Raw genomic sequence first — 20,859 nt, forward strand, 5'->3', positions numbered from 1 at the left:
TATCCATCGGTGGCCGCTATGGTAGCAGACGCTCTAAAGATTAGCTGGAGCGGCGCAGGATAATGATGCGGTAAGTGGTCAATGCTGTTAAGTTGTATAAATTGTGTATAAATAATTTGGTGTGGTGAAATTCAAGGGGATAGCCAATGCGTGAGCGAGGCAGGACACGACGATTAATGGGCTTGGGCGCGCGCACCGGCGGCGCGCTGCTGAAAACCCGTTTAGGCGGCCAAGCGGATTGGCGTGCCTTGGGCGAAGCGCTGTTTGAGGGGCTTTCAGAGCTTAAAGGCCCGGCCATGAAGCTGGCGCAAATTATGTCCCAGTGGGATGACCTGCTGCCCCCGGATCTCGCTGAGGAGCTTGCCCGCCTGCAGCGTCAGGCCGAGCCGATGCCGTGGCCAAAAATTCGTGAAGCGCTGGTGCTGCAATACGCTGATATCGACTACTACTTCAGTGAAATCGAGGAGCGCCCGTTTGCCAGCGCCTCCATGGGGCAGGTGCACCGTGCCACCACCCATGAAGGTGAAACGGTGGTGCTTAAAGTGCAGTACCCAGGCTTGGCGGATGTGCTGGAGAGTGATTTGATCCAAGTGCGGCGCATTATGCGTTTAGGCCGCTGGTTTAAGGTTCCCCAGGCGCGCTTGGATGCGCTGTTTGAAGAGCTCGCCGAAAGCCTGCGTGGGGAGTTGGATTACCACGCTGAAGCGGATGCCCTCGCCCGCTACCGCGAGCGTTATAAAGATGATCCCCGACTGGTGATTCCTGAGGCGCTGCCGAAGCTCTCGGGGCCTTATGTGTTGGCAATGCGCTATGTTGACGGCACGCCGCTGCGAGAACTGGCAGACGCCGATGATGCAACGCGCCAAGGCATAGCCCAAACGTTAGCCGACTGGATCACCCAAGAGCTATTTACTTACGGCGAACTGCACGCCGACCCTCACGCCGGTAACTTTGCCGCTGATGCTCAAGGGCGGCTGGTGATTTATGATTTAGGGGCGGTTATTGCCGTGCCTGAGGCGCGTATAAAAGCCATGATGCAACTGCTCGATGCCACCTTAAAGCATGATGCGATGGGAATGGACGAAGCGCTGATGAAAATGGGCGGGCGCCAGGGGCAGGGCGCGCCGTTGGCACTGTATCGTGAGTCGGCGGAGTGTATTGCGCCGCTGTTCGAGCCGGGTGAGCAGGACTTTAGCGATGTGCGAGTGCACCGGCGATTGCGCGAATTAACCCCTAAAGTGTGGGCAGCGATGGACCGCCTGCAGCCCCCTGCAGATACACTGCTGCTCTCCCGCGCGCTGAACGGCCACTACTGGAATCTGGTGCGCTTGGGCGCGCGGCTGGATATGCATGGGCGTACGCGTCCACTCTTGGAACGAGCCCATTAACGATCAACCGATTGCCGCTGCGGTAGCGCCCCACTGCATGCTAGACTATGTCGCTTTTCAATAGGGTCTTTTATAAGTGGAGACGGCAATGCTGGCGGTATGGGTCGATCAGCTGCTGGGATTCGCCTCCGGGGCACTCTCGGCAATCAGGCAACAAGAACACTATCCGGACTTCATGACCTGGGTGCGCGCCAAAGGTGCGGACGCCTTTGAAGGTGATGTGACCATGGCCCAGGCGCTAGCGCCGTTGCTGTGGTCGCAAACACCGCTGGAACGGCTCGATTTTGCCTGCGAGCCCCTCGCCACGCCAGGGCGTAACGAGCCCTGCTGGTGCGATTCCGGGCGCAAATTTAAGCAGTGCTGCTACCAGGTCGAGTTTCCCACCGAAATTCCCGATCAGATGATGTGGATGCTCTCGCTGCGCGAATGGAAGGGCGCGACCCTGAAAGCCGCGCTGGATAGCCAGCAGGCACCGGCTCAAGCGCTGCTGGAAGCCGGGCTGATCGCCGCGGAAAGTGGCCAGACGGGGCGCGCTATGCAAATCCTCGAGTCGCTGTTCGATGGCAGCGACTGGTCGCGGCTGCCCGAGCAGGCCGAACCCGCCTTTGAAATCCTGCTGGATATTTATCAAGAGCGTGGTTTTAGTCGTAAACGCGCCGACCTGCTTGATGAAGTGATGGAGCGCGGACCGCTGTTTCTGCGCGGTGTGGCCCTTGAGCGGCTTTGTTTGATGCATCTGGATAACGATGATTTGGACAGTGCCCGTGGCGCCTTTGTAAAAGCCCAGCAGGCGCTACCCGATTCGCCTACCTTGGCTTACATTGAAGCCATGCTGTTGCTGCATGAAGGCCATGAGCAGGAAGCCAAAGAGCGCGCCAACTTCTGGTATCGCCGCCTGGTTCGCCAGGGCGAGCTGGACGAAGACCAGCTGGATTTTTTGGCCGCGCTAGCGGATAACCCTGGTGCAACGCTGGCTGATCAGTTGCTCAGCGCCGAAGAGGATCTGGCCACGCCGTTGGTGGCACTGCAGGCATTGCTGGCTGCGCTGCCCACCGCCCCCAAAATCGATATCAGCGCCGATGCTGAAACCGGCCGATTGTTTTATAACACCAGTGCCCGCGAGGCGACGCTATTTGCCGCCTGGCATGAGCAGTTCCAGGTGCTGGTGGATGAAGACGTAGCGCTGGGCTTTCGCGATGATCCCTGGGGCAACGCCATTGAGTGGATGTCGGCACTGTGTGCACACCCGGAGTGGTTGGACGCGCCTCAGGTGGTGCAAGATTTGACGCTGGCGCTCACCAGCCGTTTTGGCAGCCTGCCGTGGATGGCGCCGAGCCTGCTGGAACCGCTGGCGCTGCGCCTCTCACGCTGGTTGGAACAAGCCCGCGCCGAAGGCGACGGCAGCCTGTGCTGGGACGATGCTAACAACGCCATGTTGCTACGCACAGGGCTAGCGCTGGTGGTGGGTATGGAGCGCGGCGCCCGCCAGCACTCTCGCGAGTTGGCCGAAGAGCTATTGCTGATTGACCAAGAGGATAGCCTGGGTCTGCGTGAGCTGGTGCTGGATCAACTGCTGCGCGATGACCGCAATGAAGAAGCGTTGGCGTTAGCGGAAGAGAATGACGACGACGGCTCGCTGGTGCTTGGTCTACTAATGGGCAAAACCCTGGCGCTGTATCGATTAGAGCAGCGTGAAGCCGCTGAGACCGCGCTTGTCGATGTGCTCGGCCATAACCGCTATGCGTTGGAGCTGATTTGTGCCGAAAACCCCCGGCCCTCCATGCCCCACCCAGATGGCCAGGTTGACCCCGGCTCCCGGGCGGAAGCGTGGCAGTACCGAACGCTGATGCGCGATCAGTGGCGCACGACGCCAGGGGCGTTGGACTGGCTGGAAGCACACCGCTAGTTCTAAACCTTCACTCGGCTAATCCTTCAAGCCTGGCCTTCAAGCCTGTTTAAGCAGGCTTGGGGGTGGGCACTAATTGTTTGTCTCGGCTGATCCAGACCGCCAGTAAAATAGCCGGTAAGCCGAGCAGGGTGGCGATAACAAAAAAGCTTGGGTAGCCCTGGGCGTTAACGACCAGCCCGCCAAAGCCGCTTAAAAATTTCCCTGGTAGCGTCATTAATGACGAGAACAGCGCGTACTGCGTCGCGGTGTAGGCCCGTGATGTGAGGCTGGAGAGAAAAGCGATAAACACTGCGCTGGCTAAGCCATTGGCAAGGTTGTCACCAATAATCGTCACCACCAGCATGGGTAGCTGATTGCCCACTAAGGCAAGCAAGGCAAACAGTAAATTGGTGACCATCACCAACCCCGCACCGAAAATCAGCAGCGGTCCAATGCCGTAGCGCGCCACGCAAAGCCCGCCTAAAATTCCGCCGGTAATGCTCATGGCAATGCCAAATATATTGGTGACGCTGGCAATCTCGGCCAGTGAAAAGCCCAGGTCGATATACAGCGGGTTGGCCATGGAGGCCATGGCTAAATCGCTGATTCTAAACACTGCAATAAACACCAAAATCCACAGTGCTTTCACTCCATAGCGGCTAAAGAAATCGGTAAACGGGCAGACCAGCGCGCCAATGCTCCAGGCACCCAGGCGGCGTAGCACTTTAGGTTTGCCCCGGCTGGCGCGAATAAACGCCCGCACCTTTGGCTCGTGTATAAGCTGGATGGAGAGCGAGGCGCGTTTGGGCTCCGGGCGTACTAACACGGTAAGCACGCCAATGCTCATAAGCGCTGCCATGCTGAGATACGCCACATCCCAAGAGGCCGACGCCGCGATATACAGCGCACCGGCACCGGCGGCCAGTAAGCCACCGCGATAGCCAATAATATAGGTCGAGGCCATAGCCGCCTGAACATCGTCATCGGCGGACTCAATACGGTAGGCGTCAATGGCAATATCCTGGGTCGCCGAGCCAAAGGCCACCAGCAGTGCAAACAGGGCCACCCAACCGAGGTTACCCACCGGGCTCAAACCCGCGAGTCCCACTAGCCCCGCAGCAATGGTCGCTTGAGCCAGTAGCATCCAGCCACGACGTTGCCCAAAGGCGCGGGTCAAAATCGGTAGCGCTAGCCGATCCACCACCGGCGCCCAGAAAAATTTGATTGAGTAGAGCATGCCTATCCAGGCAAAAAAGCCAATCGCCGCGACCTCAACGCCATCGCTGCGCAGCCAGGCTGAGAGCGTTGAAAACACCAGCAAAAATGGTAAGCCAGCGGAAAACCCCAAAAACAGCATGGTAATAACGGGCGCACGACAATAAACAGCCAGCGCGGCAAGCCAACTGCGCTGGGGGGTGGGGCTTAACATGAAACGCTACTCCTGGTGGAAAGACGCTGGCGATGGCCAGGTGGTAAACTAGGCTTTGTACGAAAACTGCCTGCGCTCGGCCATGCTGCGTTAAAAAACGGCTCAAAATGCTCATTTACACCCCGTAAACTCCGCTTTTTCGCCGTTTTTTGCCTTACCTGACCTTCGCTCGCCGACTTTTCGTACAAAGCCTAAGACAGTGTTCTAATACAAAGTTTTATCACAAAACCGACAGCTTACCGGAGAGGAGTTTTCCATGTCGATTACGGCGCATCAGGTCGTTACCTTGCACTATGTCCTTAGCGACGTGCTCAACGATGGCAGCAAGCAGGTATTGGATGACTCCCAGGCGCGCAATAAGCCGCTAGAGTATTTGCATGGTCACGACAATATCGTGCCAGGGCTAGAGAGTGCCTTATCAGGCCAAACGGCTGGGGCCGAGTTAAGCGTTCAACTAATGCCTGCCGATGCCTATGGCGTGCGCAACGAAGACCTGGTTCAAGAAGTCAGCCGCGGCTCTTTTGGGAACGCTGAGTTAGCGCCGGGCAGCCGCTTTCAAACCGAAGGCGAAGCCGGGCCGCAAATTGTCACGGTACTCGAAGTTGATGGCGACCGGGTCACCGTTGATACCAACCACCCCCTGGCCGGGCGCACGCTAAACTATAAAGTGACCATTTTAGACGTACGCGAAGCTACCCGTGCAGAGTTAGCCAAAGGCCACCCGTTACCGCCAGGTACCGAGCACAGCAAAGTCGAAGACCGCAAGGTGCTTTAGTGCTCATCACGCCCAAAAATTGATCGGTATCAATTTCCTGTTTAACCGCCTTCCCCCGCCTGCCGTAACTTGACCTAGGTCAGTATTCTCCCGCCATTGAGTGACTAGTATGAACGCATACATCACGGCGGGAGGATTCACCATGTATTGGGATGACACAATTATCTTCGGCTTATCCACCGTCGCGTTAGTAATCGCATTTATGGTGGGCTGGGTGGGCTTCGTGATTCGCGATCATCTACGTAAAGATGAGCGCAAGAAGTAGCTTACCCAATTCATGTAAACCTTGTCAGGGGAGGGGGTTTGCTAGCGTAGTAAGCCTCCTGTTGCCAGCCCATAATGGGCTGGCTTTTTTTTGAAATATCAAAATCGGCTGGGTTGAAAACACGTAGCGTGCGTTTAAGAGCAATGTAAAGCTTGCTCTGGTAAAGTTCTTTAAAAGAATGCACACACCAGGAAGCTTTGCCATGAACGCAGTTGCCTTACACCGCAGCCCATGGGGGCGTGTACGTGATCGATTGGCGTGTACGTTAATTGTCGTGGGCATAACACTTCCAACGACTGTCTTTGCCCAGGCATTGAATATGATCAACGGCGATGTCACTGAAAAGGTCGCCCTTAGTGATTTACGCGCCATGTCCGACGAGACGTTTACGCTCTACGATCCCTATCAGGGGCGCGAAGTGGAGATGCAGGGAGTCGCTTTTCGTACCTTTCTGATTGAACAGTTTGGCGAAGTACCCCCAGCACTTCACTTTACCGCCTGGGATGACTACGAGGTTACCTTAGAAGGCTGGAATGACCCTAATTGGTACCTGGTTAGCTCTGAGGATGGCGATCCGCTCACCATCCGCACGCGAGGCCCTGTGCGTCTGGTGGAACGTGACTATGGTGATCGCGACGTAGAAAACCTGCGTGAGTTTAACGACTGGATCTGGATGATTCGTAGCATAGAGGCGAAGTGGTGACATCCAAACCCAAGCTAGCTGCGCAGCCAACGATGCAACCACGGCCTCTAGCGCGCCAGCATCGCTACATTACGTGGTTGTCGCTGAGCTTGATGAGCTTTTTGGCGCTTATGGTGTTGATAGTTTATGAATCGCGCTGGGTCTACCCCGAAATACAGGCGTACTTCAGCCAGACGGGGAGTCTTACAGGCCAGCAGCTCTCTACGCGGGCACGGGTCTACCTACAAAATGCCCAGTCCGAGCTCTTGAGCGATCAGCCAGAGCTAGAAGCGCTGGATGCTGCCACCATGGATATTGACTTGGCCTACGGTTTAGCCGATATGCACATATATCGGCGTGAATATGCTTGTTCCGAGCCTAGTTTGACGGAGTTAGATCGGCTGGTGGCTTCGTTAGCGGCACGCGACATTGACCGTGTCGCTGCGGCGATGGCGTTGTTCGCACCGATTCAATGCTTAACCCACATTGAGATGGATCAGCTTGATCGCCGGGGTGCGGCGATTAATGATTTTTCAGAAAGTACCCGCCAGCATAGCCTAGTGCTGACTTACTCCAGTTTATTAATCTTTGTGATGGGGTTGTTATTTTGGTGGCTTCACGAGCGCCAGCTGCGGCGCACGGATCGCGCCACTCAGGAGACCTTCGAGTGGATGCAGCGTGCCATGCGCGACCCGCTCACTGGGATAGGCAATCGCAGCGCTTTGCACCAGGATGTGTTGGCGAAGCAGCATCAATCGTTGGGGCTGATTCTGGTCGATATCGACTTTTTTAAACAGTACAACGATGCCTACGGGCACCCGCAAGGCGATACCCTGTTGCGCCAGTTGGCTGCATTGATTGGTAAAACGCTGAATGATAAAGCGCAGCTCTATCGCTTGGGAGGTGATGAGTTCGCGGCACTACTCCATTGCCCAGACATTGATACGCTAAAGAGCTACTGTCATCAGTTAATTGAAGGGCTGCGTGAAGCTGACTTTACGCATCCCGCCCATCCGGATAAAAAAGGCGTGACGTTAAGCGTGGGCGGCAGCTGTTTTGTGGCCGATGAAGCAACGTTTTCCTACGCCTACGAAGCCGCTGACAAAGCACTCTACCGGGTAAAAACGATGGGCCGTGACGGCTGGCAGGTTACTGAAGACGCATAACGTCGGCGTACATGGGCGCGAGTCTGCCAAGTAGTTCATTACGCGCGCCAAGGGCAATGTCTTCCTCCTGCATGGCGGCATCAAGATGTTCCACTAAGCGATTAAAATGCACATCCGTCAGCCCCATATGTTGATGAGCTCGATCCATTGGCGGGCCATCGTAATGGCAGGGGCCGTCGCTGACATCGCACAGCTGGCTGGCTAGCGATTCGGCAAACAGATCTATGTTGGTGTTAGCAAAAAACACCACTACCTCAGGGTCATCCGCAATTCGGTATAACAGGTTCTCAACCACTGCATCAATCGTAGTTTCACCGCCCAGGCGCTCGTAGAGCGTCGTTTGAGTTGGCTGATGAACACAGCCAGCGAGTGTCAATGTGAGCGCGGCAAACGTAAGCGCTATTAAACAACCACGTGCACGAGTGTATTTGCTTTGATAGCTTTTGTTTTGATAGGTGCTGCGTTGATCAATCATAGCGCCCCGCTTAAAAAGCTGCCTGGAGTGAAAGATAGCCGCCGTGCTGAGAAGGTAGACCGGCAATGTCGCCTAAATCCAACCAGGCGCCCGTCAGTGATAAGTGCTTATTGAAGAAGTAGGCAGTGTAGAGGCTTTGCCAATCGTCCTCTTTAGCCACACTTAGGTTATCGGGTTTCTGGCGATACTCGGCTCCGACAACCCACTGCGGGGTCATAAAGACGCCCACGCTGCCCTCGGCTACCCACGAGCGGCTACCCTGATCACCGCCAAAGCCGAGCAGGCCGCCCTGGTTGGCGTCGGTGTTGCGCAAGGTGGCGTTGAGCAGAACATTGCGTCCAGCAACCGCACTAAACAGCAGCTTGCTGGCGCTAAGGTATACATCGGTACCGCGCGTTTCATCGGCCCCCAGGGCGGTGGGAATAGTGCCATCCACCAGTCGTTTATGCTGTACGCCAGCACTCCAAATGCCCCAAGGGTGGTAGAGCACATCGCCGAATAAGCGCACCTTTGCGCCGTAAATATCCTGGCCTAGCTCGCCACCCAGGGTTTCTAAGTCAAGGGTTTGACGAGCCGCTGAGACTTCAACACGATCATAAATATTCACGCTGGCGCTGGTCACCGTTAGCCGGTAGTCGTCCACCCAGGCACGAGTGGCGGCAGCCGTTACGCCTATTTCCTGCTCGCTTGCGGTGCTGGATAGCACGGCCCAAGGCGATAATCCGCCTCCTGCGGCCCCTTCAATAGCACTTACCCCACCCGTACCTACAATACGGCTACCGGCAAACGATGGAGCGGCCGCAAGCGCTAAATAGACCGCTAAGCACGGGGCTAATCGCAGGGCTAGGCAGGGCGCCAGGCAGCCGGAAAGGAAGTGCCGAAAGGTTGAACGGTGCAGTGAACACACCGATTGAAATAACATCATGGCTTTCTCTGGAGCATCTTTAGTATGGAAGACATCGGGTGGGGCAACGACAGCGAGGTGAAATTATCCAACCAAGCGGGGAGCTCGTCAGCGGGCATTGGTTTGGCAATCCAATAGCCCTGCAAATAGTCACAGCCGAGCTTGCTCAGCAGCTCTGCGCTGGCGAGATTCTCAACGCCTTCGGCCACTAAACGCAGTCCTAAACTGTGGCCCATTTCGATGGTCGAGCTGACAATGGTTAAGTCATCTTTTTGCGAATCAATCGCCAATACAAAGGATTTGTCGATCTTGAGTTCGTCTACGGGAAGGCGTTTGATTTGCGCCAGAGAGGAGTAGCCAGTGCCGTAATCATCGATGGCGATACGCAGCCCCAACTGGTTAAGCTCCGTCAACGTGGCCATGGCGGCATCTACATCCTGCATGACAGCGCTTTCAGTGACCTCGATACTCAGGCGGGCGGGGGCAAGGCGGTAGCGTTCAAGTAGGTTAGCCAGATAAGTCGTTAATTGGCGATCCATCACATCACTGGCGGAGAGGTTAACGGCTACCGATAAGTGGTAACCACGCTGCTGCCAGGCCTGCAGCTGGGCGCAGACATTGGCCAACATCCACTGACTGAGCATGCGGATGCTTCCCGAGCGCTCAGCTAAGCCAATAAATTCATCAGGTGGTACAAAGCCCAGCGACGGGTGGCGCCAACGCATCAACGCTTCACACTGATTAACATGGCCGCTGCGTGTGTCTACTTTAGGCTGGTAGGCCATCCATAGCTCACCGTTGCTCACCGCGTCCTGTAGGTCACGAATCAAGGTGAGCTGGCGTAAATGGTGCTCATCCTGACCCTCTAAGTAACGTTGGTGGGGCTGGCGCTGGCGGCGCGCCATATCCAGTGCGATATCGGCCCGACGCAGCAGCAGTTGCGGGCTGTCGCCGTGGTCGGGGTAGTTGGTTTCACCCGCCGAGAGTGACGGCGTGACGGGGGATTTATCAAGGTCGATAGGCTGGTGCAAGGTGGTGAAAAGGCGTGTCCGCCAGGCAAAGTCAGTTCTCGACTGCTTCACCAGGAGCAGCAGTTCATCACCATCAAGCCGGTAGGCTGTGCTATCAGCATCTAAGTGCTGTAAGCGCTTGGCCAGGGTGACCAGCATATGATCCCCCAGCGCGTAGCCGAAGGTGTCGTTAATATCGCGGAAGTTATTAATCGCCAGACGCAGCAGGGTAAAAGGCTCGCCGCGTTGGATCAAAAGGCTAATATCCTCCTGGGCGCTGATGCGGTTGGGCAGGTCGGTGAGTAAGTCGTGGCGGGACTGGTGATGCAGCGTGGCCTCGCGCTGAGCGATGCCCTCCTGCATAGCGAGTAGTGTCGACGCCAGTAGCCCGGTTTCGCTGCGCTCAGTACCGATCGGTAACTCGGTGAAACGCTCGCCGCGTCCAATGCGCTGTGCCGCTTTCGCCAGCTCCATTAGCGGTTTGCTCATGCTCCGTGCACTCCACATGGCAATCAGCACGGTAAACAGTAAGATCAGGGCAATAATGCCCAGCAGCTGCCACTGTAATGAACGGTAAGCGCCGAGTAGCTCGTTGCGGGAGAGTTGCAGCAGCGCATAGGTGTGATTAGCGTCGTCGGAATAGAGCTGGCTCGCATAGGAGAGGTACTCAGCATCCGGCGTCATCTGGCTGTGTAGGGTGTAGTCGCCTTCGATGAGCTCACTCCCACGCCCGCTGATTAACTGCTGGGCTAACTGCTCATCGTGGGTGCTTGCCAGGTAGCTGATCTCACGGTTAGCGCGGAAGTTAACCACGCTAATGTCCAGCCCGGTTAATGCATTAATCTCTTCCGTCACCGCCTGATTGATTAGAAACCCCATGCCGACCCAGCCAATCAGGTTGGGCGCACGTACGGGTAGCAGGGCAAACTCATAAGGTTGCCCATCTGCTATGACGACACTAACCGCCTCGCCCTCTTGGCGAGCTCGTTCGAATAGCTGCTGGAAAGGCATGGGGCTGTTTTGTGCGTGATGGCTGCTGGCTAAAATATGTCCATCGAGACCGCTGAGCAACACGATATCGGCCTTGGCACGCTCACCGTGATTGGCCAGCACAGAGTAGAGGGTCTCGGTATCCTGAGTGGAAACAGCGCTTTTAAAACCGAAGTCATCGGCGAGGATCGCGACATTATTGGCTAGCTGTTCACCACGGGCGTCCAGCAGTTGTGCCAATACATTGGCGCCCACCTCTAAACGTTGGGAGCCTTTCGCAATGACGTCATTTTGGGTCGCGCGAAGAAATGCCACGCCGGTGGCGAGCTGCGAGACAATCACCACGGTCAGTAGCACTAGCATCAGGCGCGTTCTAAAGCGCATAGCAACCTCACTAAGTGGCGGATCGCCATTTCCCGAACGTTGGTAGGGGCTTAATTGGCATCTTTAAATCGCTGCTGAAGGGGCGAGAGCGTTGGCGCTGGGGGAGGGAGCGCGTTGAGTTCCAAACTGACGTCTAGTTGGTCGGTATCGCTAACGTTGCCTTCCCACCAGAGTTGCTGGCTATCATCGAGTTGAGGGTGCCAAACGCGCACGCGATGCTCGCCAGATGGCAGCGTAGGCAGGGCAAGCGAGCCTTCAGCATTGGTTGTCGCCGCATAGGGGGCGTCGCTGACAACAATAAAAGCCTGCATATGGTCGTGGATATTGCACCCCAAAACGACAATGCCGGGTTGGTCAAATTGAACCGGCGGCGGCGTTTCTTGCAGGTAGAGATTTAAATCAAAGGTTTTGGCGGATGAAAAAGAGTAGACGTGATGACGGGTTGTATCCTGATTGGGAAAGGCGACATAGCTGCCGGTAGGCACCGTGAGTACCTTGGGGTGAAAGGCGGCATCGCGCTGATAGATGTTCTCTTCTTGAGGAGGGTTGCCTGCCGCTGTGTCGTAGTAAACCTCAACGACGGCGTCCTCAAGCGGTTGGCCGTCAGCACTGCGAACCGTTATCTGCGCGGCGTTAGCGGTGGAGCCAAGTAGGGGGATTATCGCCAGTGCAATTAGCGGGGCTGCGTATGTACTGATAAAACCCATACATGGGCGACATTGTTGTTTTGGCATTGAGACAGGCATCCCCTTATTAAGCTAGCTCGTAGTTCGCCAGCACTGTGTTGGGCTTAATAGTGGATGGATTAGCCAAGAAAGTCATGCGTTTGGCTTAACGGTAAGCTAACACTTTTGCTTTTGTTTTTGCTAAGCACCGTTCCAGCTACTGGCACCAGCTCTCAAGTTAGCTTTTATCGATGAAGAGTGCGTTGCTTAACGTTGTGTTGATTAGCGCCAGGTATCCCGCCAGGCATGCATCACCCGCTCCGGGTACCAGGTTTGCCCCAAGCTACCGTTGTAGCGTGCCAGTGCCCGGGTAAAGTCGCCATTCTCAATGGCCAGGTAGTGGGCCAAAATCGTACAGCCATAGCGCAGATTGCGCGGCGGGTCGGTCAAGTCGTCAATTGGCAGCCCTAGCTCGCTGACCCAGAAAGGCATGATTTGCATCAAACCGACGGCGCCTGCCGAGGAGACAGCATCCGCTTTGAAGGCGCTCTCCACCTGTATCAACGCTAACACCAAATCCGGCGGTAAGCCTGCCAGCCTGGCTTCTTGATAGAGGCGTGTTAGTAGCGTCTGACGCTGCGCGGCATCCTCCATAAAACTCGCCAGTGGCGTGTCCATACGTTCACGCCACTGACGCGCTACCCAGCGTTGTTGGGGCGTTTGATGCTGCTGATTAGCGGCTTCAAGGGTAGGGCGCAGGGTTTGGGGTAGAGCAGCAACTGGGCTTGTCGCTACAAACCCAGCGCCGCTCAGCAAGACCCCGCTAAGCGTTACTACCTTAGCTAGCTTTCTCACGCAAAAAGTCGATGATTTGATCCGCAGGCACCATGGTGGCTTCGCTATCTCGGCGACCTTTATATTCCAGTTCGCCGTTGTCCAGGCCGCGGTCGCCGATCACAAGGCGATGAGGAACGCCCATCAGTTCCAAATCGGCAAATTTAACGCCGGGACGGGTGTCGCGGTCATCCAGTAAGACGTCTAAGCCTGCGGCAGTGAGCGCTTGGTAAAGACGTTCAGACTCTTCGCGTACACGCTGGGATTTGTGCGCATTCATTGGCACCAGTGCCACCTGGAAGGGCGCAATAGCGTTGGGCCAGATAATGCCGGATTCATCGTGGTTCTGTTCAATGGCGGCGGCGACCACACGGGTCACACCGATGCCGTAGCAACCCATCCACGGGTGGCTGGTTTTGCCGTTGTCGCCCAGTACGCTGGCGTTCATGGCCTGGGAGTACTTTTGGCCAAGCTGGAAGACGTGACCAACCTCAATCCCGCGCTTGATAGAGAGCGTGCCTTGGCCATCGGGAGAAGGGTCGCCTTCCACCACATTGCGCAGGTCGGCCACTTCGGGCAGGGCCACATCGCGCTCCCAATTAATGCCGAAGTAGTGCTTGTGATCCACATTGGCACCCGCGCCGAAGTCGCTCATCAGCGCTACGCTACGGTCGATAATCACCGGCATTTTCAAGCCCACCGGGCCAAGTGAACCGGGGCCAGCGCCAACCACAGCGCGAATCTCTTCTTCACTGGCCATGGTTAGCGGCGCGGCGACCTGGGGTAGGTTTTCGGCTTTTACCTCGTTTAACTCATGATCACCGCGAACCAGTAGCGCAATCAAGCCGCCTTCAGCCGAGTGGACCATTAAGGTTTTAATCGTTTTCTCAATCGGTAGCTCGAACTGCTCAACCAATGCTGCGATGGTTTTGGCATCGGGGGTGTCAACGAGGTGCATCTCTTCGCTGGGCTCAGCGCGGGCTGCCTGGCTGCCAAGCGGTGCTGGCAGAGCCTCGGCTTTTTCCATATTGGCCGCGTAGTCGGAAGAGGTGGAGAACACGATATCGTCTTCGCCGGAATCCGCGAGCACGTGGAATTCGTGGGAGCCAGTACCCCCAATGGAACCGTTGTCGGCGATTACCGGACGGAAGTCGAGGCCAAGGCGCGTGAAAATGCGCGTGTAGGCGTCGTACATATCCTGATAGGTCTGCTTCAGCGAGGCTTCATCCAAGTGGAAGGAGTAAGCGTCCTTCATGATGAACTCGCGTGAGCGCATTACCCCAAAGCGCGGACGAATCTCGTCGCGGAATTTGGTTTGGATCTGGTAGAAATTAACCGGCAGCTGCTTGTAGCTGGCGATCTCTTTACGTACCAGGTCGGTGATGACCTCTTCGTGGGTCGGGCCGACGCAGTAGTCGCGATCGTGGCGATCTTTGAGGCGTAACAGCTCGGGACCGTATTGCTCCCAACGGCCAGACTCTTGCCATAGCTCGGCGGGCTGCACGGCGGGCATGAGTACCTCTTGAGCACCTGCGCGGTTCATCTCTTCACGCACAATGGCTTCCACTTTGCGCAGCGTGCGCAGGCCCAGTGGCAGCCAGGTGTAAAGCCCCGAGGTTAAACGGCGAATCATCCCGGCGCGGAGCATTAGCTGGTGGCTAATGACTTCGGCGTCAGCCGGGGTTTCTTTTAGAGTGGCAATCAGTAATTGGCTGGCGCGCATGGGCGTGAGCATTCCTTAGTTCTTGAAAAAAGTTCTTGAGAATTAGTTCTTGAAAAAGTGCTTAAAAGCGTTGAATGCAGGCATTGTACGGCCTAGCGGTTAAAGCGGCAAAATAGTCCTTATCGCCAAATCATCTATGCTTTGAAATGGCTGTGCTAAACTTATCGAGTTTTATGGCGCGATAGTCGGCAAAAAAACCAAGCGCAATGCGCTATATCGACGACTATCGTTACTTTTTTGTTTGAGGGAACCTTCATGCATCAAGCAGTTCGTCGCTGGTTGACTGGCGCCGTGGTTGGCGCTTCCATCGTGTCACTGAGTGGTTGTGGTACGCTTTTTCATCCTGAGCGTAAAGGCCAATTAAGCGGTGATATTGATCCGGTGATTGCTATCGCCAATGGGGTGGGTTTGCTGTTCTTTATCGTACCCGGAGTGATTGCCTACGCCGTGGATTTCTCTAATGGCACCATCTACCTGCCGGGCCGCAACAGCGCCTCAGTGGATGTTCACCAATTGGACGACGCTATGGATGTCGCTTCTCTGGAAAAACTGCTGTCTGAAACAGCCGGTCAGCCGGTGAGTTTAGAGAGCGAACTGGTAATGATGGAAGAAGTGGGCAGCCTGGATGAAGCGCTCGCCATGGTGCGCATGTCAGGCGTACTGGATGAAGAGAAGCTTTCAGCGATGTAAGACTACGCTGCGAAAGCATAAACCCCAGCCCGGCGTTATGCCCGGCTGGGTTTTTTTATGCACATCTGTGGCGCTGCAATTTAAGCGTACTGGGCAGGGTTGGGAACGCTAGGAAAACGCGGGGGGTGCGCTTCCATGTAGGCATGGCAGGCACGCAAAACGCGCACATCATCATATTTGCCGCCCGCGAGCTGGAAGCCCACCGGTAAACCGTTGTCGGTAAAGCCACAGGGCACTGACGCGGCGGGTTGCTGGCTCAGGTTAAAGGGATAGCTAAAGGGCGCCCACTCTTCCCAGTCGCGCATATCGCTGCCTGGCGGAACTTCTTGGTTTATTTCAAACGGCTGTATCGCCACCGAGGGCGTCATCAGCAGATGGTACTCTTGGTTAAAGTGCTCAAGGCGCTGGGTTAATTCCGCGCGATCTGCCAAGGCACGAAACAGTTCAACGGCTTTCCAGGGTTCGGCTTTACGGGCATTGGCTATCATGCCTGAATCTAGCAGCGTACGCTGGTGGTCATCCATTTGTGACCACTGTTCTAAAGAGGCGGTAAACCATAGCTTGCGAAAGGTATCCAGCGGTGAGGAAAAGCCGGGATGCACGTCGACCACTTCAGCGCCTAATGCCTCCAACCGATTGGCCGCTTCGCGCACGCGTTCGGCAATTTGCGGGTCTACCTTCGCGTAGCCAAGATCAGTTGAGTAGCCAATCCTCAGCCCGGTTAAGCCTTTATCTAAATCGACACCCCAGTCTTCAGGCTGTCCGCGGGTGGCGTAAGGGTCCCGGTAATCATAGCGGCCCATCACGTTTAACATACTCACCGCATCTCGAACGGTGCGCGTTAATGGCCCCAGGTGCGATAGGCTGGGCTCTTTAGCTGGCGGCCATTGGGGCGTCCAGCCAAAGGTAGGCTTAAAGCCAAAAACCCCGGTGAATGCAGCGGGAATCCGGATAGAACCGCCTGAGTCGCCGCCCTGGTGCAGCACCCCCATATTGAGCGCCGCGGCCGCGGCGGCCCCGCCGGAAGAGCCTCCGGGGGTTAAACGCGTATCCCAGGGGTTGGCCGTGGCGCCAAAAACACGGTTATCCGTTACTGCTTTCCAGCCAAATTCGGGCGTGTTGGTTTTGCCTAGCAGGATGGCGCCCGCTTCACGCAGCATGCGCGCGGGTGGCGCATCGGTGTCGCATAGCGCTTCAGAAGAGGTTAACGATCCTTCTCGGCAGGGCATGCCCGCCACCTGGGTCAGGTCTTTAAGCGATACCGGCACCCCGTCGATGGGGCTTAGCGGCTTGCCTTGCCCCCAGCGCCGCGCCGAGGCTTTGGCCGCCGATTCCGCACCTTCAGCATCGACATACACATAGGCGTTAACGTCTGGGTTGAAGCGCTCGATTCGATCAAGAGCGGCGCGGGTGACTTCTAGCGGGGAGGCCTCGCGGCTTTCAAACAAGTGAGCTAGGGTCTGGGCATCTAAACTGCCGAGATCGGTATCGCTCATTGCACACTCCTTACGTAGGCTGGGGCTTGGGTAAAGGAGTTTAAGCGTAGGCAAGCATTACCGGGCGTGCAAAAACCGCTGAACGCTGAGTACATTATTTAGCTATCGCTCAGGATGCTTGAGCGCGCAGCCAAGCGATTTCATCAGTCCAGATCTCCGGTTCAATAGTCTCCAGGATCATCGGAATGCCGTTAATCCGTGGCTCCTGCATGATAGCGGTAAAAGCGGGCAGGCCAATGTTGCCTTTGCCCAGGCTATGGTGGCGATCCACGCGGCTGGCAAGGTTGCTTTTGGCATCGTTTAAATGCATGCCGCGCAGATACTCAAAGCCCACAACGCTGCCTAGCTCATCGAGCGTTGCTTGGGTGGCCTCTGTCGTGCGCAAATCATAGCCCGCCGCAAAGGCGTGGCAGGTATCAATACACACCCCAACGCGTGTTTTATCGTCTACGTGGGCAATGATTTCGGCCAAATGTTCAAAGCGCCAGCCCAAGTTAGTGCCTTGCCCCGCGGTATTTTCGATCACCGCCGTGACGCCTTGGGTATGCGCTAGTGCTTCATTAACGGATTCCGCAATACGCTTTAAACAGTCGCTTTCGCTGATTTTATTTAAGTGGCTGCCGGGGTGAAAATTAAGCAGCGTCAGCCCCAATTGCTCGCAGCGCTGCATCTCATCCAGAAAGGCATCCCGGGATTTGCGTAGACCTTCCTCCTCCGGGTGGCCAAGATTAATCAGATAGCTGTCATGGGGCAGAATCTGCTCGGGGGCGAAGCTATGCTCGGCGCAGGCATCGCGAAAGGCTTGGATCGCTTCATCGGTGAGTGGCTTGCCTTGCCACTGGCGTTGATTTTTAGTGAATAGCGCAAAGGCGTCTGCGCCGATTGCCACCGCCCGGTGTACGGCTTGGTCTGCGCCGCCAGCAGCGCTCACATGGGCTCCTAGGTACTTCACGGTCGACTCCTGTCAGTGTTTGAGTTTATCAGTGACTATCTAAAAAGCGCTTAAACGCGGCGGGTTCATCGGTGATGACACTGCCGATACCCCACGCCCAGCGGCTATGAAAGGCGCTGGGGTCATTGGCGGTATAGCACAATATTTGATAGCCATCGCGCTGCATGGCGTCGGCTTGGGCACGTTTTAAGCGTGGCCAGTGAGGGTGCACGCTGAACGCCTCAATGGCCTCGCACTGCTCACGCCAGCTTTTCGGCACGCTGCCGAATAGCACGCCCAGGGCCAGCCGTTCTGTGCTGGCGAACTGACGGCAATGGGTAAGGGCGCTGGCATTGAAGGAGGAAATAATCAAACGCTCGGGGGGGAGCGTGTCCAGCATTTCCGGCAGCGCGCGTTCAACCAGCGCGATGGGGTCGCGGCCCTTGTTGACCTTTATTTCCATATTCACGCCCATTTCCAGCTCGTTGAGCAGTGCCAGCATTTGCGCCAAGCTGGGCATTTTCTCACCCGCAAAATGGTCGTCAAACCAACTTCCTGCATCCAGGGTTTGCGCCTTGGTCCAATCCATGGAGGCCAGCCCGCCGCGGCCGTTTGAGCAACGTGCGACATCGCTGTCGTGCCAAATTACCGGGGTGCCGTCACCCAGTAGTTGCACATCCAGCTCGACCCATGTGGCCCCCGCTTGGTGGGCTGCGCGCACCGCTGCTAGGGTGTTTTCTGGGGCGGCGGCGGAGTAGCCGCGGTGGGCAATGAGTGTGGGTACTTGAATGGCGGGATGCGTCATGACAAATCTCTAAGCCTTAGACGATAAAAGAGCGCTAATACTAGCATGAGTGCATGACAGCAGGATTTCATCGCCTTCGTGGCTTGATCTTTAAGTCCTGATCCTTAGACCCTGATCCTTAAAACCTAGCCCTTAAATTCTGCTCATTAAAAGATAGAGGTAAAAAAACGCTAGCGTGCTAGCTTGATTTAAACGCCGCGACACGCTTGTATAACGACACCTGTTGCCATGTTAACCATGAACAAACTCAATAATTCATAAGGAAATACTCATGTCTAAGCGAATCCAATTTGCCAGTACCGGCGGTTCTGAGGTGCTTGAACTGGTCGACGTTACTCCCGCTGAACCCGGCCAGGGAGAAGTGCGTATTGCCAATAAGGCTGTCGGCCTTAATTTTATCGATATCTATTTTCGCACCGGGCTTTATCCAGCGCCCTCTATGCCGTCTGGGCTAGGCACCGAAGGCGCCGGTGTTGTCGATGCGGTTGGCGAAGGTGTCACACATCTAAACGTGGGTGACCGCGTGGCCTATGCCCAAGGCCCTTTGGGCGCCTATGCCGAACTGCATACGTTGCCTGCGGCTAAAGTGGTCAAACTCCCCGATTTCGTTGATTTCGACACCGCAGCGGCGAGTATGCTGAAAGGCCTAACCGTGCAGTATCTGCTGCGCCAAACCTATGAACTAAAAGGGGGCGAGACCATTCTGTTTCACGCCGCGGCTGGTGGGGTGGGGTCGATTGCCTGCCAGTGGGCGAAGTCGCTGGGTGTTAAGCTGATCGGTACCGTTAGCTCCCAGGAGAAAGCGGATCTAGCCATGGCCAACGGCGCCTGGGCGACGATCAACTACAGCGAAGAGAGTGTGGTTGAGCGTGTACGCGAGCTCACCAACGGCGATATGTGCGATGTAGTGTATGACTCGGTGGGTAAAGACACTTGGGAAATGTCGCTGGACTGCTTAAAACCCCGTGGGCTGATGGTCAGCTTTGGCAACGCCTCTGGCCCGGTGGATGGCGTTAATATCGGTATTCTCAACCAGAAGGGCGCGCTCTACGTGACTCGCCCCAGCCTTAACGGTTACGCCGACACCCGCGAGCGGTTGGAGATGATGTGCGAAGAGTTCTTCGCCATGCTTGAAAGTGGCAAAGTTAACATCGATATCGCCAATCGGTACTCGCTGGCAGAAGCCGGAAAAGCTCAAGATGCGCTGCAAAGCCGTAAAACCACAGGGTCTACTATTTTACTGCCGTAGCCTTATATTAGCCCTGCTAAAATAGCTGATTTGGAAGCCGCTTAGGCGGCTTCTGCTATTTTACCTTCACATAAGCGCCCAGCTTGCGCATACGTGTTTCAAAATTGGCCACATTGTCGACCAGATTGTCGGGCCCGAACGCGACGCACTCGGCCAAGATTGCTTCGCATAAGGTAATCGCCGCAAGCAGCGAAGGGAAAAAGTGCGGCGTGGCGTTGGCAACGTTAAAGGTGATGCGCGCGCCGGGGACTAAAGGCGAACGTAAGGTGTCGGTCACCACAATAGCCTTTACGCCGTTAGCGCGGGTGATCTCAAGCGCCTTGACCGTTTCAGCACAGTAGGGCTCAAAGCCAAAGATCACCACCACATCCTGCTCATTAAAACGATCCAGCTCGGTGAGTAAACCTCCCTCTAAACCGCGAATCAGCGTTACCCCTGGCATGGCGATTTGCCCCACGTAAGCAAAGTGATAAGCGCAGGCAAAGGTGTCGCGAAATCCCACCACGGCAACACTACGCGCCGCCAATATCAGTTGGGCGGCTTCGCGTACTCGCGCTTGATTATCGACGGTAAACAGCCGACCAATATTATCCAGTGCGGCGTCCCCTACCTCTAAAAATAACGGGTCATCCGGCAGGTTCGCCTGATCGCGCAATTTATTAGCCCGGCCGGTGAATTCGACGGGAGCGGCCTGAACGGCAGACTGGAACACCTCACGAAACTGCTCGTAGCTCTCAAAGCCAAGCCGCTTAGCTAAACGCACCAGCGTGGAAGGCGTCACGTTCGCGGCGCTGGCGGTTTTACGGATCGACTGAAACGCAATCTCCATGCGGTGTTCCAGTACATAGCCCGCGGCCAATTTTAGCTGCGGGCTAAGCGCTGGGTAGGTCTCGGCAAGCTGATGATTGATATCAGCCAAGCGCGCATTTGGCTGCGTGCTATCGGCATCCTGTGACAAATGTTTAGAGGAGGGCACGTCTTGCTCCTTAAAAATGGACTGTCGTGAGTACGATTGTGCCAATAGTAACGTATCTCGGTACGTATGTATTGACGGCGGGTTCAGCATTGCTTTATGGTTATTTAAAACGTATGTGCCTTTCAGTGTTGTTT

General features: G+C 55.9%; 19 protein-coding genes. 8 read left to right on the forward strand and 11 right to left on the reverse strand.

Annotated features, from left to right (window positions below; translation table 11 throughout):
- Positions 1 to 146 precede the first annotated feature (146 nt).
- Together U738_RS07210 and U738_RS07215 are read left to right on the forward strand one after the other, a co-directional pair.
- On the forward strand, positions 147 to 1,388 hold the full coding sequence (locus tag U738_RS07210; RefSeq protein ID WP_035578789.1) for an ABC1 kinase family protein: 1,242 nt from the start codon (positions 147 to 149) through the stop codon (positions 1,386 to 1,388).
- Between the two features lie 88 nt (positions 1,389 to 1,476).
- Entirely contained in the window at positions 1,477 to 3,294 is a 1,818-nt protein-coding gene (locus tag U738_RS07215) for an SEC-C metal-binding domain-containing protein (protein ID WP_035578792.1), read from the forward strand.
- Between the two features lie 49 nt (positions 3,295 to 3,343).
- Here U738_RS07215 and U738_RS07220 read toward each other — a convergent pair whose 3' ends face one another.
- Positions 3,344 to 4,705: an AmpG family muropeptide MFS transporter gene (locus U738_RS07220; RefSeq protein ID WP_035578794.1), complete on the reverse strand. Its 1,362-nt coding sequence runs from the start codon at positions 4,703 to 4,705 to the stop codon at positions 3,344 to 3,346.
- 256 nt (positions 4,706 to 4,961) lie between these two features.
- Here U738_RS07220 and U738_RS07225 point away from each other — a divergent pair, with 256 nt between their 5' ends.
- The 4 genes from U738_RS07225 (at position 4,962) to U738_RS07235 (ending at position 7,593) form a co-directional block, all read left to right on the forward strand.
- Positions 4,962 to 5,480: an FKBP-type peptidyl-prolyl cis-trans isomerase gene (locus tag U738_RS07225; protein ID WP_035578798.1), complete on the forward strand. Its 519-nt coding sequence runs from the start codon at positions 4,962 to 4,964 to the stop codon at positions 5,478 to 5,480.
- Between the two features lie 109 nt (positions 5,481 to 5,589).
- On the forward strand, positions 5,590 to 5,745 hold the full coding sequence (gene ccoM, locus U738_RS23430) for a cytochrome c oxidase subunit CcoM (RefSeq protein ID WP_157693175.1): 156 nt from the start codon (positions 5,590 to 5,592) through the stop codon (positions 5,743 to 5,745).
- A gap of 202 nt (positions 5,746 to 5,947) precedes the next feature.
- Positions 5,948 to 6,448: a hypothetical protein gene (locus U738_RS07230; RefSeq protein WP_035578799.1), complete on the forward strand. Its 501-nt coding sequence runs from the start codon at positions 5,948 to 5,950 to the stop codon at positions 6,446 to 6,448.
- Positions 6,449 to 6,480: 32 nt separating this feature from the next.
- On the forward strand, positions 6,481 to 7,593 hold the full coding sequence (locus U738_RS07235) for a GGDEF domain-containing protein (protein ID WP_050714184.1): 1,113 nt from the start codon (positions 6,481 to 6,483) through the stop codon (positions 7,591 to 7,593).
- Here the strand turns inward: U738_RS07235 and U738_RS07240 are convergent.
- The 6 genes from U738_RS07240 to U738_RS07265 form a co-directional block, all read right to left on the reverse strand.
- The gene (locus tag U738_RS07240; RefSeq protein ID WP_081899054.1) at positions 7,577 to 8,068 is read right to left on the reverse strand and encodes a group I truncated hemoglobin; all 492 of its coding nucleotides are present in this window, start codon (positions 8,066 to 8,068) and stop codon (positions 7,577 to 7,579) included. The two genes, U738_RS07235 and U738_RS07240, sit on opposite strands and share 17 nt — an antisense overlap.
- A gap of 10 nt (positions 8,069 to 8,078) precedes the next feature.
- Positions 8,079 to 8,993, reverse strand: coding sequence for a DUF3034 family protein (locus U738_RS07245; RefSeq protein ID WP_231896717.1), 915 nt, complete (start codon positions 8,991 to 8,993; stop codon positions 8,079 to 8,081).
- Positions 8,990 to 11,356, reverse strand: a complete 2,367-nt coding sequence (locus U738_RS07250) for a bifunctional diguanylate cyclase/phosphodiesterase (protein ID WP_035578800.1) — start codon at positions 11,354 to 11,356, stop codon at positions 8,990 to 8,992. Before U738_RS07250 ends, U738_RS07245 begins: the two co-directional genes overlap by 4 nt.
- Before the next feature lie 50 nt (positions 11,357 to 11,406).
- Positions 11,407 to 12,090 (reverse strand): Cupredoxin, encoded by a 684-nt coding sequence (locus U738_RS07255; RefSeq protein WP_050713539.1) that lies wholly within the window; start codon positions 12,088 to 12,090, stop codon positions 11,407 to 11,409.
- 213 nt (positions 12,091 to 12,303) lie between these two features.
- Entirely contained in the window at positions 12,304 to 12,876 is a 573-nt protein-coding gene (locus U738_RS07260; protein ID WP_035578802.1) for a transglycosylase SLT domain-containing protein, read from the reverse strand.
- Complete coding sequence (locus tag U738_RS07265) at positions 12,860 to 14,578, reverse strand: proline--tRNA ligase (protein WP_035578803.1); 1,719 nt, start codon at positions 14,576 to 14,578, stop codon at positions 12,860 to 12,862. Before U738_RS07265 ends, U738_RS07260 begins: the two co-directional genes overlap by 17 nt.
- Before the next feature lie 255 nt (positions 14,579 to 14,833).
- Here U738_RS07265 and U738_RS07270 point away from each other — a divergent pair, with 255 nt between their 5' ends.
- Positions 14,834 to 15,268, forward strand: coding sequence for a hypothetical protein (locus tag U738_RS07270; RefSeq protein WP_035578804.1), 435 nt, complete (start codon positions 14,834 to 14,836; stop codon positions 15,266 to 15,268).
- Positions 15,269 to 15,348: 80 nt separating this feature from the next.
- Here the strand turns inward: U738_RS07270 and U738_RS07275 are convergent, their stop codons facing one another.
- The 3 genes from U738_RS07275 to U738_RS07285 form a co-directional block, all read right to left on the reverse strand.
- A complete protein-coding gene (locus U738_RS07275; RefSeq protein WP_035578807.1) occupies positions 15,349 to 16,764 on the reverse strand; it encodes an amidase in 1,416 nt (471 codons plus the stop codon).
- 109 nt (positions 16,765 to 16,873) lie between these two features.
- Complete coding sequence (nfo, locus tag U738_RS07280; protein WP_035578809.1) at positions 16,874 to 17,716, reverse strand: deoxyribonuclease IV; 843 nt, start codon at positions 17,714 to 17,716, stop codon at positions 16,874 to 16,876.
- Positions 17,717 to 17,744: 28 nt separating this feature from the next.
- Positions 17,745 to 18,500, reverse strand: a complete 756-nt coding sequence (locus U738_RS07285; RefSeq protein ID WP_035578812.1) for a glycerophosphodiester phosphodiesterase family protein — start codon at positions 18,498 to 18,500, stop codon at positions 17,745 to 17,747.
- Between the two features lie 271 nt (positions 18,501 to 18,771).
- Between U738_RS07285 and U738_RS07290 the strand changes: the two genes are divergently transcribed.
- Entirely contained in the window at positions 18,772 to 19,749 is a 978-nt protein-coding gene (locus U738_RS07290; protein ID WP_035578814.1) for an NADPH:quinone reductase, read from the forward strand.
- A 55-nt stretch (positions 19,750 to 19,804) separates the two neighbouring features.
- On the opposite strand, the gene U738_RS07295 is transcribed toward U738_RS07290, so the two are convergent.
- On the reverse strand, positions 19,805 to 20,725 hold the full coding sequence (locus U738_RS07295; protein ID WP_050713535.1) for a MurR/RpiR family transcriptional regulator: 921 nt from the start codon (positions 20,723 to 20,725) through the stop codon (positions 19,805 to 19,807).
- Between the last annotated feature and the right edge of the window lie 134 nt (positions 20,726 to 20,859).

This window comes from Halomonas sp. TG39a (genome assembly GCF_000744395.1).
Lineage (GTDB): Bacteria > Pseudomonadota > Gammaproteobacteria > Pseudomonadales > Halomonadaceae > Vreelandella > Vreelandella ventosae_B.